Raw genomic sequence first — 13,511 nt, forward strand, 5'->3', positions numbered from 1 at the left:
GGTCAGGAGGCTATGCGAAGCCCGGCGCGGTGATGAGGTTAGCTTGAGGACGGCACAGGGACCGCAGGGGCGGTCTTATGGAGGGGTACGGCAGTTGGAGCGCAGGACAATCGGTGCGGCGGCGCTCGAAGTGGGGGCGATCGGACTCGGCTGCATGCCCATGCACTGGGCGTACACCGGCTCGCAGCAGCGCGGCGACCGGTCGCTCCGTGCGGTGCACGCGGCGCTCGACGCCGGTACGAGCCTGCTGGACACGGCCGACATGTACGGCCCCTTCACCAATGAGCTGCTGCTGGGGCGGGTGGTCGGCAAGCGGCGGGCGGACGTCTTCGTCTCGACCAAGTGCGGACTGCTCGTCGGTGACCAGCACATCGTGGCCAACGGCAGGCCCTCGTATGTGCGGCGCGCGTGCGACGCCTCGCTGCGCCGGTTGCAGACCGATGTGATCGACCTCTACCAACTGCACCGCGCCGACCCCGAGATACCGGTCGAGGAGACCTGGGGCGCGATGGCGGAGCTGGTGAGCGCCGGGAAGGTACGGGCGCTGGGGCTGTGCGCCGTGGGGGCGCGCGCTTCCCGCCGGCGGTCGGGGGCGCATCTGCACGACGCGACGATCCGCCAGTTGGAGCGGATCCAGCAGGTGTTTCCGGTGAGCACGGTGGAGGCGGAGCTGTCGGTCTGGTCGCCGGAGGCGCTGGAGCGGCTGCTGCCGTGGTGCGAGGCGCGCGGGATCGGGTTCCTCGCGGCGATGCCGCTGGGCAACGGTTTCCTGACCGGCACGCTCACCCCGGGGCAGGGGTTCGAACCGGACGATCTGCGGGCGCGCCATCCCCGGTTCACGGCCGAGATCATGGCCTCGAACCAGCCGCTGGTGGTCGGGTTGCGGCGGATAGCGGAACGTTACGGCGCGACGCCGGCGCAGGTGGCGCTGGCGTGGGTACTGACCAGGGGGCGCCATGTGGTGCCGCTGCCGGGGACGAAGCGGGAGGAGTGGGCGGTGGAGAACGCGCGGGCGGCGGATCTGGAGCTGACGGCGCGGGATCTGGCCGAGATAGCCTCGCTGCCGCCGGTACGGGAGTCGTGGGACTACTGAGGACGGGGCAACGGTGTAAGAAGCAGGGGGAGAAACGGTCGGTCACGTCCGTGCGTGCCTTCCGGGGCGGCTGTACGTGGCCGCGCGTGGCTGTACGTGGCTGTCCTCCGTTCGTCCTGTCCGTCTCGTCGAAAGGGAACCCGAACCGTGCACCGTTCAGCAGTGACGGCCGTGTGTGCCGCGGCGGCGCTTCTCGTGGCCACCGGATGCTCGTCCGACCGCGCCCCGGATCTCGGCCGGAGCCCGGCGTCGAGTCCGGCCGCCACACCGTCCGAGGACGGGCGGCCGAGTCCGTCGGCCGCGCCGGCGAAGGGCTCGGTGAAGGTGGTGTCCACTCTGGCCCAGGGCCTGAAGACGCCCTGGGGGCTGGCCGAACTGCCCGACGGCGATCTCCTGGTCTCCTCGCGCGACGACGGGACGATCACCCGCGTCGGGGTACGGGACGGCAAGCGCGGGAGGAAGATCACGATCGGCTCGGTGCCCGGGGTCGCGCCCGCCGGCGAGGGCGGCCTGCTGGGGATCGCGCTCTCCCCCACGTACGCCTCGGACCACCTGGTGTACGCGTACTTCACCACCGCTTCGGACAACCGCGTCGCCCGCATGCTGTACGACGAGAAGAAGCCGGCCGGGCAGCAGTTGGGCGCCCCCGACACGGTGCTGCGCGGCATTCCGAAGGGGACCATCCACAACGGCGGCCGGATCGCCTTCGGCCCGGACAAGATGCTGTACGCGGGGACGGGTGAGGCGGGTGATCCGGCACTCGCCCAGGACAAGGAGTCGCTGGGCGGGAAGATCCTGCGGATGACTCCGGACGGACAGCCCGTGCACGGCAACCCGGAGGCGGACTCGGTGGTCTATTCCCTGGGCCACCGCGATGTGCAGGGTCTGGCCTGGGACGCCGAGGGGCGGCTGTGGGCCTCGGAATTCGGTCAGGACAAGTGGGACGAGCTGAATCTGATCGAGCCGGGGAAGAACTACGGCTGGCCGGATGTGGAGGGCAGGGGCGGCACGTCCGCCGGGTTCGTGGACCCGGTGGAGGAGTGGGCGCCCAGGGACGCTTCGCCGAGCGGGCTGGCGTTCGCGGAGGGCTCCTTGTGGATGGCGGCGCTGCGCGGCGAGCGGCTCTGGCGCGTTCCGCTGGCGGGCCGGGAATCCGCGGCGGCTCCGCAGGCGTTCCTGAAGGGGAAGTACGGGCGCCTGCGTACGGTGCTCGCCGCGAGCGGCGGCACCGTGTGGCTGACGACCAGTGATACGGACGGCCGGGGCGACCCGAAGCCGGGGGACGACAGGATCCTCCAGCTGGAGGTCGGGTAGCGGCACGGGAACGCGCGACCGGGAGCCGAGAGCGAGAAAGGGGCAACTGTCCGTGTTCAACATGTTCGAGGAGATCTTCGCACCGGGCCGCAAACACACCCATGACGAGCAGAAGCGGCTGGAGCTGAGCCGGGTCGACGTGGACCCCAACGATCCGGGCCGGGGCCCGATAGACCTGACCTCGGGGAAGGTCACGATAAGAGTCCCGGAGGAATCCGTGGCCGAGGAGTCCGTGGCCGAGGAGTCCGGCGCTGAGCATCCCGACGCCGGGCATTCCGGTGCCGAGGAATCCGGGGCCGGGACCGAGGCGGGAGCAGAGCCGGAGTCCGGCGGCGGGGCCGGGCGAAAGACGTCCCGGGGCTGAACCTCTCCGGGCATCTCTCCCGGCCGAGCCTCTCAGGGCTGGAAGAGGCGCAGCCGATGGGCGAGGGCCGCCGCCTCCGTACGCCCCGAGACCCCGAGCTTCGCCAGGATGTTCGACACGTGGACGCTGGCGGTCTTGGGCGAGATGTACAGCTCCTCGGCGATACGGCGGTTGCTGTGGCCCGCGGCGACCAGCCGCAGGACGTCCCGCTCGCGCGGCGTCAGCCCCAGGGCGCGGACCGGGTCGGGCTGCGCTTCTCCGGCGGCCGCCGGCCGCGGGTCCGCGGCTGGTCCGGCGCCGCCCGGATCCGGGTGCCGGGCGGCGCCGGGGGCCGTCGAGAGGCTGATGCGCGCCCGGCCCGCGAGCAGTGCGATCTCCTCGGCGAGGGGGCGCGCGCCGAGCGCGGTGGCGGTGGCGTGGGCGAGGAGCAGCGGCCGCGCGGCCTCGGAGCGCTCCGCGTGGGAGTCGAGCAGGGCCGCCGCCAGCCGCAGCCGGACGAGGGCCAGCTCGTAGGGGCGCGCGGTCTCCTCGAAGGCCGCGACGGCGCGCGCCCACCCCTCCGGTGCCGCTCCGCCTTCCGCGCGGGCCAGCTCCGCCTCCAGCAGCAGTCCGTACGCCCGCCAGACGGGCACCAGGGTCGGCAGCCGCTTCCCGTGGGTCCGTACGGCCGCGAGGACCGCCGTCCGGCCCGCGTCCGCGTCCGGCAGCCCCCGGGCGTCCGCCTCCATCGACGCCGCCGCGCAGAGCAGGGGCAGCGCGTGCTGCTGGGTGCCGGGCGGGAAGCCGTGGCCGGTAGTCCGCTCGAATTCGGCCCTGGCCTCGGCCAGCGCGCCCCGGCGCGCGGCCAGGGACATGGCGAGCCGGGTCGGCGGTATGTGGTGCTGCGGCTGGAAGTCGTGGGTGCCGAAGAATGCGCGGGCCAGCGCCACCTGCCGCCCCGCCTCGTCGAAGTCGCCCCGTACCAGCGCGAGTTCGGCGCGGCGGTCGGCGACGAGTCCGCGCGCCTTCTGGGACTGGGCGAGATCCGCCGCCGCGTCGAGGACGGCGTCCGCCTCGGACCAGCGGCCGAGGGAGAAGAGGGAGTGGGCCAGATTGTGGCGGACCCATACCTCCGTGTCGGCGAGTCCGCGCTGATGGCTGAAGGTCACGCCCTGCTCGGCGACGGCCACCGCCTCCTCGGACCGCCCCTGGGTCTCCAGCGTGGAGGGCAGATTGATGCTGGCGCGCCCCACGATCCCGACGGCGTCCAGCTCGACGGCCCGGTCGCGGACCGCGTACATCTCGGCGATGCCCTCGCCGGGACCGCCGGCGTCGGCGGTGAGCCAGCCCCGGGTGAGGCGGGCGTGCAGCTCGGTGTGTTCGGCTCCGACGAGCCGCGCGTACTCCACGGCGCGGTCGGCGGCGGCCAGGCTCTCGGGCCCCGGCCGGTGCAGGGCGCCCCAGGCGGCGACCGCCGCGAGGACCTCCGCGTGGACGGCGGACGGCCGCAGGCCGCGCACCAGCTCCTGGGCGGTGCCCAGTTCGGACCAGCCGTCGCCCCGGGACAGCTGCTGGTTCAGCCGGGAGCGCTGGATCCAGAACCACGCGGCGCGCAGCGGATCGCGGCCGCCCTCCTCGCCGTCGAGGATCCGCAGGGCCTTCTTCGAGATCGCCAGGGCCCGTTCGTGCTCGCCGCCGACGCGGGCGGCGTCCGTCGCCTCCGCCATCAGGTCCAGAAAGCTCAGCGGGGAGTTGTCGGGCCGGCTTCCGCAGGCCGGGTACGCGTCCAGGTCGTCCGGCGGGCGCAGGGTGCCGCGCACCTCGGCGGGCGCGCTGTCCCACAGCTCCATGGCCCGTTCGAGCAGCCTCAGTTGCTCGGCGTGGGCGTAGCGCTCCCTGGCCTCCACGGAGGCGCGCAGCACGACGGGAAGGGCCTTCGCCGGGTCGTGCGCGTGGTACCAGTGGCTGGCGAGACGGGTGGTGCGCTCGTCGGCCCGTACGAGCCGGGGGTCGGCCTCCAGTACTTCGGCGAAGCGGCGGTTGAGCCGGGACCGCTCGCCGGGCAGCAGGTCGTCGCTGACCGCCTCGCGCACCAGGGAGTGCCGGAAGCGGTAGCCGTCGCCGTCCGGGGTGGGCAGCAGGATGTTGGCGCCGACGGCGGCGCGCAGCGCCTCGATGAGATCGTCCTCAGCGAGCCGGGCGACGGCCAGCAGCAGCGGGTACTCGACGGTGGTGCCGCCCTCGGCGACGATCCTGGCGACCCGCTGGGCGTCCTCGGGCAGCGCCTCGACCCTGACGAGCAGCAGATCGCGCAGCGAGTCGCTCAGCCCGGTGCCGCGGCCGGTCCCGAGGGAGCAGGCCAGCTCCTCCACGAAGAACGCGTTGCCGTCGGAGCGTTCGAAGATGCGGTCGAGCACGCCGGGGTCGGGCTCGCCGTCGAGGATCCCGGTGAGCTGGCTGCGTACCTCGGCGCGGTTGAAGCGGGGCAGCTCGACGCGCCGGACGGATCTCAGCCGGTCCAGCTCGGCGAGGAGCGGGCGCAGCGGGTGGCGGCGGTGGATGTCGTCGGCGCGGTAGGTGCCGAGCACGACGATCCGGCCGCGGCGCAGGGCGCGGAAGAGATAGGCGAGGAGGTGGCGGGTGGAGGCGTCCGCCCAGTGCAGATCCTCCAGGACGAGCACCACCGTACGGTCCGTCGCGAGCCGCTCCAGCAGCCGCGCGGTCAGCTCGAAGAGGCGCGCGGTGCCGTCTTCGTCGAGCGCGCCCCGGTCGGAGCGGCCCAGCTCGGGCAGGATGCGGGCCAGCTCGTCCTCCTGGCCGTCGGCCGCCGCGATCAGCTCGTCGGGCAGCCGGCGGCGCAGGGAGCGCAGCGCGGTGGAGAAGGGCGCGAACGGCAGTCCGTCCGCGCCGATCTCGACACAGCCGCCGATCGCCACGACGGCCTTCTCCCGGCACGCCCTCTCGTGCAGCTCCTCGACGAGCCGGGTCTTGCCGACCCCCGCCTCGCCGCCGATGAGCAACGCCTGCGGCTCGCCCGCGGTGGCGCGGGCGAGCGCTTCGGTGAGCACGGTCAGTTCGTCGGTCCTGCCGACGAACACCGGGCTGACTGACCTGGTCTCCACGGTGCCGAGCATCGCACAGGGGTCGGACAGCGCGGCACTCGTTTTCGACCGGCTCACGTGGTGTGGCGCGGCCGGTGGAGGAGCGGGCTCACCTGCCCCTCCGGGGCCTTGTCTGCCGCTCGCCGCGCTGTGCGCCGGGCCTGTCCGCGGGCCCTGCGCACCTGCCGTACGAGGCGCTGGTTGTCGGCGGCGCGGATGAGTTCGGCCTCGCGGATCTTGTGGAGTTCGTACCCGTACATGGTGTCCCCCTGACGAAACGGTGCGGCATCGTGCCGATGCCTTCACCTTCGTCTCCCAGGGGGTGGGGCCGCATCGGGAGTGTGCCGCATGTTCGCGGGGCCCCGGGCCTTAGAAACAGTGCCTGGTCTAAGGCCCGGCGACCAAGGGCCTCCTCAGAGGAGGCGCCTCGGTCAGGAGGCGGTGGTCGGCAGGGCGGCGAAGAGGTCGAAGTACATGCCGAGGGACATGAGCAGTCCGAGGAGGCCGAGGACGGCACCGGCCAGCGCGAAGGGGCGCACCCAGGCGGTACGGGGCCGCGGCAGCGCGAGCACGATCGCGCCGACGATCAGCGCCACCAGCGCGACGCCGCCGTTGACCAGGGCGGTGAGGTGCCAGGCGTCGCCGTAGATCGCGGAGATCTGCTGCTCGGCGGTGGCGGACTGGCCGGTCTTGAGCTGTCCGACGAGCCCCTGGCGCTCGCCGAGGACCCGGCTGCTCCAGGTCCCGGTGAGGGCGACGATGCCGAGGCAGACGGCGAGGACGGCCGCCGCGGCGGAGCCGAGGCCGGAGGAGCCGGCGGTGGCGGCGTCGTCCGCCGCGTCGTCGTCATCGTCATCGTCGGTGTAGTCGTTGTCGTCGGTGCCGTCGGCGGCCGGGGCCGGGGCCGGACCGGTGGGGCTGTCCGCCGGGGCGGCGTCCTTGGTGGCCGGGTCCTCGGCCGTCCCGTCGGCCGTCTCCTTGGACAGGTCCGTGGCCGGAGGCTTCGTGTCCTTCGTGTCGGTCGCGTCGGCCGTCGTCTGTTCGGGGGTCTCGGTCTCGGGTGTGGGGTTCATACGGCGCACGCTAGGGGCCGCGTCTGAGAGCTTTCTGAGAACTCCGGATCCCGGACCCGCGCGCGGCCGGCCCGCCCGCTCCCCCGCCCGCTCTCCCGCCCGCTCTCACCGTACGAGCGGAGTCTCCGCGCGCTCGCGCGCCTCGGGAATCCTGGCCCGGGGACGGCGCCCGGGCGCTTCGATGCTGATCCTCGGCAGCCAGCGGTCCACCCGGCGCGGCAGCCACCAGTTGGCGCCGCCGAGCAGATGCATCAGGGCGGGGACCAGGAGGGTACGGAGGACGAAGGCGTCCAGCGCCACGGCCGCCGCCAGCCCGATGCCGAACATCGCGATGACCCGGTCCCCGCTGAGGACGAAGGCCAGGAAGACCGAGATCATGATGACCGCCGCCGAGTTGATCACCCGGCCGGTCTCGGCGAGCCCGACCCGTACGGCCCGCCGGTTGTCGCCCGTCTCCAGCCACTCCTCGTACATCCGGCTGACCAGGAAGACCTGGTAGTCCATGGAGAGCCCGAAGAGGACCGAGACCATGATCACGGGCAGGAAGGGCTCGATGGGGCCCGCGCTGCCCAGTCCCAGCAGCTCGCTCCCCCATCCCCACTGGAAGATCGCGACCACGATCCCGAAGGACGAGGCGACGGCGGCGACATTCATCAGCGCGGCCTTCAGCGGGATACCCACGGACCGGAAGGCGAGCAGCAGAAGCAGACAGCCGAGGGCGATGACCACGCCGACGAAGAGCGGGAGCTTGCCGACGATGATCGCGGCGAAGTCGTCGTAGCTCGCGGTGACCCCGCCGACGTACACCTTCAGTGTGGTGCCGCTCCCGTTGCCGGGCAGCACCTCTGTACGGAGGCGGTCGACCAGCTCGCTGGTGTGCCGCGCCTGGGGCGCCGAGTCCGGTACGACGGTGAGCAGCGCCCGGTCACCGCTGCCGTTGAACACGATCGGGCCGACCGAGGCGACGCCCTCGGTCCGGCGCAGGGTGTCGGGCAGCTGGTCCATGGCGAGCCGGTCGTCCGCGCCGTCGAGCCGCGCGACCAGGGTGAGCGGACCGTTGACGCCGGGGCCGAAGCCGTCGGCGAGCAGGTCGTACGCCTTGCGGGTGGTGGCCGTGGCCGGGTTGTTGCCCTGGTCGGAGGTGCCGAGCCGGAGCGAGAACGTGGGAAGGGCCAGGACGAGCATCACCACGGCGGCGACGGCGCCGAGCAGTTGAGGACGGCGCTCGACGATGAGCGACCAGCGCACGGCGAAGCCGGTCGGCTGTTCGGTGGCGGGCCCCCGCGCCGCGAGCCGCGCGCGCTCGCGGCGGCTCAGCGCGCGCGTACCGATGAAGGACAGCAGGGCCGGCAGCAGGGTCACGGAGGCGGCGACGGTGAGGACGACCGTGAGCGAGGCGGCGACCGCGACGCCGTTCAGGAAGTTCAGCCGCAGTATCAGCATGCCGAGCAGGGCGATACAGACCGTGGCCCCGGCGAAGACGACGGCCCTGCCGGTGGTCGCGACGGCTTCGGCGGCGGCCTCGGGGACGCTCAGGCCGCGTTTCAGGCCCTTGCGGTGGCGGGTGACGATGAACAGCGCGTAGTCGATGCCGACGCCGAGCCCGATCAGCAGCCCGAGCATCGGCGCGAAGTCGGCGACCGTCATCACCTGGCCGAGCAGCACGATGCCCGCGTACGCCGTGCCGACCGGGACGAGAGCGGTCGCGATGGGCAGCAGGCTGGCCGCGAGCGAGCCGAAGGCGAGGAAGAGCACGACGGCGGCGACGGCCACGCCCACGGCCTCGGCGAGGTGCCCGGTGCTGGATTCGGTGAGCGCGACGGCGCTGCCGCCGAGTTCGACGTCGAGACCCGGCGCGACGGCGGCCTTCGCGGTGTCGACCAGCGCGCGGGCCGCCGCCTCGGGAACGGCGTCGGCCGGCCGGTCGAACGTCACGCGCGCGTAGGCCGTCCGTCCGTCGGCGCTGATCTGTTCCTGGCCCTCGGCGGAGTACGGACTGACGACGGACGCGATGCCCGGCAGCTTCGCCACCTTGCCGAGCATCTCGCCGGTCCGCAGCTCGACCTCGGTCGCGCGCACCGACCCGTACGGCCGGCTCCCGGGCGTGTCACCCTCGCCGGTGTGCCAGACGATGGTGTCGCTGTCGCCGCCCAGACCGGGGAATCCGCTGTCGAGGAGCCGGGTGGCCTCGCCGGACTCGGTGCCGGGCACCTCGTAGTCGTTGGAGTACGCGGAACCCGTCACCATGGCGGCCGTCGAGACGCCGCCGAGCGCGAACAGCCAGAGGAGCACGGCGAGGAGCCGGTGGTGGACGCACCAGCGTGCGAGGGCTGCCAACGGACCGCTCCCTGGATCGGTGGGTCTTCATCGGGAACAGCCCGTCGGGAGGAGCCCGCGAAGAACGCGTGACCTACGGAGAGCTACTGTCGCAGCATATAATGATCGTTTGTCCGCTTCGTGGGGTTACTCACAGTGGCATTCCGGAATAACGGAGAGGCCGTCAACCGGATACGCTCGCCCGTCCGTTCTCGATGTGTCCCATGAGGCGGCGGCGGAAGGGAACGGACGCGTCGTCGGCGCCGTCCGCGGTGACCTCGATGTCGTACCAGCCGTGCGCGTCGGCGGCCGAGTGCACGAGGTCGCGGCGGCGGCCCGGCTTGACCGTGATCCGCCGGGTCCAGCCGTCCAGGTCGGCTTCGTCCCCATAGCCGAGGGGGCGCACGGTGAAGGTGAGGGGCCGCTCGCCCCGGTTGCGCAGCGTGAGACGCAGATCGCGGTCGTGGTGGTCGACCGCTGAGGAGACCTCGGCGCCGTGACCGGTCACGGGCCCGGCGAACTCGCGGCGGAAGCCGTTCGGTCCGGTGATGGTGAAGCGGTAGCCGTCGCGCTCCGGTCCGCCGCGGCCGGTAAGGGGCACCGTCCATTGCGCCGTGCCCCTTACATCGCGGTGCTGCGGAATCTCGAACTCCGCGGCGTACGGGTAGAGCGCGAAGTGCGCGCTCGCGCGCCCCGTATTCCTGAGCACGACCTCGAACGCGCGGCCGTCCGCGCCGATCCGGCCGTACGCGTCGGTCTGGTACGGCAGCGCTCTGGCCGGGCGTACGCCGGGCTCCTGGACGGGCATCCGCTGCTCGGCCGGGGGGACGGGCAGCCAGCGGCCGGTGAACGGCGGCACGCTCGCGGGCTGTTCCACCTCGGGCTGGGGCCGGCCTCCGGCGAAGTCGAAGGCAGAGGTCAGATCGCCGGTGACGGCGCGCCGCCACGGGGTGATGTTCGGCTCGCCCACCCCCGTCCACCGCTCCAGGAAGCGGATGACCGAGGTGTGGTCGAAGACCTGCGAGCAGACATGGCCGCCGACCGTCCAGGGCGAGACGACCAGCAGCGGGACCCGCATGCCGAGCCCGGTCCGCCGTCCCTCCCAGCGCTCGTCGGGGTCGTCCACGGGCGCGACGGGCGGCGGCACATGGTCGAAGAAGCCGTCGTTCTCGTCGTAGTTGATCAGTACGACGGTGTGCCGCCAGACCTCCGGGTGCGCGCCGAGCGCGTCGAGCACCTGGTAGACGAGACCGGCGCTGGCGACCGGCGACGAGGAGCCGGGATGCTCCGAGTCGACCGCCGGCGGCACCAGGTACGACACCTCGGGCAGCGTCCCCGCCGCCACATCGGCGCGGAACCGCTCGGCCAGCGTGCCGCTCTCCACGCGCCGCAGCCCGCGCTCGAAGAGCGAACGCTCGTGCGCGGTCAGCGTCGCGACGCCCTCCTCCAGCGCGGCCAGCAGCCGTCCGCGCGCCTGCGGGTCGCTGGTCTCGCGCACGGCGGCGTAGAACGCCTCCATATAGGTGAATCCGGCGGCCCCGGGCTGACCCGGCAGCTCCCGCGCCCTGCTGAGCGCCTTGCGGGCGATGTCCTTGAAGACGGTGAAGAACTCGATGTTGTTGTCGGTGAAGTTCTCCCACTCGGTGTACGTCCGCCAGCTGCGGCCCGCCTTCTCCAGGCGCTCGGCGTAGGTCGGCCAGGGATAGCCCGGGTGGGTGTCCTCCTCGTACGCGTCGTTGCCCACGGCCCGCCGCCCGTCGGCCTCGAAGCCGGTCCAGCCGCTCCACAGGTGGTTGCGGTTGGGGCTCGTCGAGGAGTGGACGGACGAGTGGTACGCGTCGCAGACCGTGAAGGTGTCGGCCAGCTCGTAGTGGAGCGGGAGGTCGCGCCGGTCGTAGTACGCCATGGTGGCGGCGGTCTTGGCGGAGACCCAGCGGTCCATCCACCCGTCGTGCCAGGCCGTGGCGCCGCCGTCCCAGGAGTGGTCGAGGGCCCCGATGTACTGGAGATCCTTGCGCTGCGCCTCGGCGGCGTCCCGTACGGGGAACGGCAGGACGGGGGCCGACGGGCCGGGCTGGGCGAAGACGGGCTTCCCCGAGGGCAGTTCGACGGCGTTGCGGTCACCGAAGCCGCGGACCCCGCGCAGCGTGCCGAAGTAGTGGTCGAACGAACGGTTCTCCTGCATCAGGATCACCACGTGCCTGATCGCGTCCATCCCGCCGGGCGCGGGCTCGGCGGCGAGCGCCGTCCGCAGGGACGGCGGCAGCACCGACCCCACCGCCGCCGCGCCCAGGGCGCCGGAGCCGAGAGTGAGCATTCTTCTGCGCGAAATCTCCGGTGACATGTCACGGGACGGTAGTGACGGCGGGTGGCAGTGGGAAGACCGCCGGACGTCGGCCTGGTGAACGCCCCCGGAGGGAACGAGGGCGCGTGCTCCGTACGCACGCCACCCCGGGCTACTCGCCGTACGGCCACACCAGCAGGACCGGGCACGCGGCGTGGTCGACCACGAAGCGGGTGGCCCTGCCGAGGCTGTGCGGCCCGGGACGGTCGGGTTCACCGTCGCGGGCGCAGATCAGCAGGTCCGCGCCGGCCGCCGCCCGTACCACCTCGTGCTCCACCCGGCCGTGGTGTTCGAGGAGTTCGCAGGGCCGTCCCAGCCGGTGCGCGGCGGCCTCCAGCAGGTCGGCGGCGGCCGGACCAGCGAGGGCTTCCAGGCGCGCGCCCGGGTCGCGGTCCGGGCGGTGGCCGCGGCCGAGGAGTCCGGCGTAGGCGCGGTGCGCGGCGGCGACCACCTCGTCGTCGCCCACATGGAGGAGCACCACGTCGTCGTGCGGGGCGCGGGCGCGGGCCGCGTCCACGCAGGCGGGCCAGGTGGATTCGATGATCCACACGACCACCGTGGTCCGCGCGCCGGCCGCCTCGCCGGGCTCCGGACCGGGCATCGGGTCACTCGACGGCGGTACCGGTACGGGTACGGTCACGGCGCTCAGCCTCCGGTCGTCATCCGATCAGTCGCAGCGTGCCCCACAAAGCCACCGTAGACACCACCAGCGTGGCGGGCACGGTCAGCAGGCCGAGCCGGGTGAAGTGGCCGAGTTCGGCCTCGCTGTCGTGCTCGTGGAGGATGCGCCGCCACAGCAGGGTGGCCAGCGACCCGACGTACGTCAGGTTCGGGCCGAGGTTGACGCCGATCAGCGCCGCCAGCACCGGCCCGGGTCCGGCGGGCGCGACCACCGGCAGCAGCGCCAGGATCGCCGGGAGGTTGTTGATCGCGTTGGCCAGGACGGCGGCGATCGCGGCGATGGCGAGCAGGGAGAGCAGCGAGGAGCTGTCCGGCAGCAGCCATCCGATCCCGCTGTCCAGACCGTTGTCCACGACCGCCTTGACGACGACGCCGAGCGCCAGGACGAACAGGCAGAAGAGCGGGGAGGCGGCCCTGACCAGCCCCGTGACGGTCGTACGGCGGCGCCGCAGCGCCCGTGCGGCCAGCACGGCGGCGCCGGCGACGGCCGCCCACAGCGGCTCGATCCCGGCGAACGAGGTGACCACGAACCCCGCCAGGGTCAGCCCCAGCACGACCAGCGTGAACACCGGCAGCGGCTGCCGCTCGTCCGTCCTCGGCGCATGCGCCCCGGCGGCCAGATCGGCGGCGAAGAAGCGGCGGAAGACGACGTACTCGACGGCGATCGCCGCCAGCCACGGCAGCGCCATCAGTACGGCGAACCGGGTGAAGGAGAGCCCGCTCGCGGTGAAGGCCAGCAGGTTGGTGAGATTGGAGACGGGCAGCAGCAGGGACGCGGAGTTCGCGAGGTGCGTACAGGCGTAGACGTGCGGCCGGGGCCGCGCGCCGACCCGGGCGGCCGTGGCGAAGACCACCGGGGTGAGCAGCACGACGGTGGCGTCCAGGCTCAGTACGGCGGTGATGACGGCGGCGACCGCGAACACCCCGCCGAGCAGCCGGCGCGGTCTGCCGCCGCAGACCCGGGCCACCAGATCGCCGGCGGCGGCGAACAGCCCCTCCTCGGCGCAGAGCTGCGCCAGCACCAGCACGGCCGCGAGGAAGACGACGACCGGCAGCAGGGTACGGGTCTGCTCCCAGGCGTCCGCGGGCGAGACCGCGCCCAGGACGATGACCAGCAGCGCGGCGGGGACGGCGGCGACGGCCTCGGGCAGGCCGCGCGGCCGGACGACCGCGAACGCCAGCACGCCGAGCAGCAGCCCGACGGAGACGATCTCGGCGGCGATGGTATTCACTCGACAGGAATATC

General features: G+C 73.0%; 10 protein-coding genes. 3 read left to right on the forward strand and 7 right to left on the reverse strand.

Going from position 1 to position 13,511, the window contains the following annotated elements; genetic code table 11:
- The first annotated feature begins 94 nt into the window (after positions 1-94).
- The 3 genes from OG627_RS08645 to OG627_RS08655 all read left to right on the forward strand — a co-directional run bounded on the left by OG627_RS08645 (position 95) and on the right by OG627_RS08655 (position 2,771).
- A complete protein-coding gene (locus tag OG627_RS08645; RefSeq protein WP_443073433.1) occupies positions 95-1,093 on the forward strand; it encodes an aldo/keto reductase in 999 nt (332 codons plus the stop codon).
- A 147-nt stretch (positions 1,094-1,240) separates the two neighbouring features.
- Positions 1,241-2,407 carry a PQQ-dependent sugar dehydrogenase gene (locus OG627_RS08650; protein ID WP_329063069.1) on the forward strand — a complete coding sequence of 389 codons (1,167 nt, stop codon included), beginning with the start codon at positions 1,241-1,243 and terminating at the stop codon, positions 2,405-2,407.
- Positions 2,408-2,468: 61 nt separating this feature from the next.
- Positions 2,469-2,771, forward strand: a complete 303-nt coding sequence (locus OG627_RS08655) for a DUF6191 domain-containing protein (RefSeq protein WP_443073612.1) — start codon at positions 2,469-2,471, stop codon at positions 2,769-2,771.
- A gap of 32 nt (positions 2,772-2,803) precedes the next feature.
- Here the strand turns inward: OG627_RS08655 and OG627_RS08660 are convergent, their stop codons facing one another.
- From OG627_RS08660 to OG627_RS08690, 7 genes are all read right to left on the reverse strand, one after another.
- Positions 2,804-5,884 (reverse strand): helix-turn-helix transcriptional regulator, encoded by a 3,081-nt coding sequence (locus tag OG627_RS08660; RefSeq protein ID WP_329063073.1) that lies wholly within the window; start codon positions 5,882-5,884, stop codon positions 2,804-2,806.
- Between the two features lie 41 nt (positions 5,885-5,925).
- Entirely contained in the window at positions 5,926-6,111 is a 186-nt protein-coding gene (locus OG627_RS08665; RefSeq protein ID WP_329063075.1) for a hypothetical protein, read from the reverse strand.
- Positions 6,112-6,282: 171 nt separating this feature from the next.
- The gene (locus OG627_RS08670) at positions 6,283-6,924 is read right to left on the reverse strand and encodes a hypothetical protein (protein ID WP_329063077.1); all 642 of its coding nucleotides are present in this window, start codon (positions 6,922-6,924) and stop codon (positions 6,283-6,285) included.
- Positions 6,925-7,029: 105 nt separating this feature from the next.
- Positions 7,030-9,261 (reverse strand): MMPL family transporter, encoded by a 2,232-nt coding sequence (locus OG627_RS08675; RefSeq protein WP_329063079.1) that lies wholly within the window; start codon positions 9,259-9,261, stop codon positions 7,030-7,032.
- Positions 9,262-9,424: 163 nt separating this feature from the next.
- Complete coding sequence (locus tag OG627_RS08680) at positions 9,425-11,584, reverse strand: phosphocholine-specific phospholipase C (protein ID WP_329063080.1); 2,160 nt, start codon at positions 11,582-11,584, stop codon at positions 9,425-9,427.
- A 112-nt stretch (positions 11,585-11,696) separates the two neighbouring features.
- Positions 11,697-12,185, reverse strand: a complete 489-nt coding sequence (locus OG627_RS08685) for a universal stress protein (protein WP_329072497.1) — start codon at positions 12,183-12,185, stop codon at positions 11,697-11,699.
- 58 nt (positions 12,186-12,243) lie between these two features.
- A complete protein-coding gene (locus tag OG627_RS08690) occupies positions 12,244-13,497 on the reverse strand; it encodes an SLC13 family permease (RefSeq protein WP_329063082.1) in 1,254 nt (417 codons plus the stop codon).
- Between the last annotated feature and the right edge of the window lie 14 nt (positions 13,498-13,511).

The organism is Streptomyces sp. NBC_01429, assembly GCF_036231945.1.
Lineage (GTDB): Bacteria > Actinomycetota > Actinomycetes > Streptomycetales > Streptomycetaceae > Streptomyces.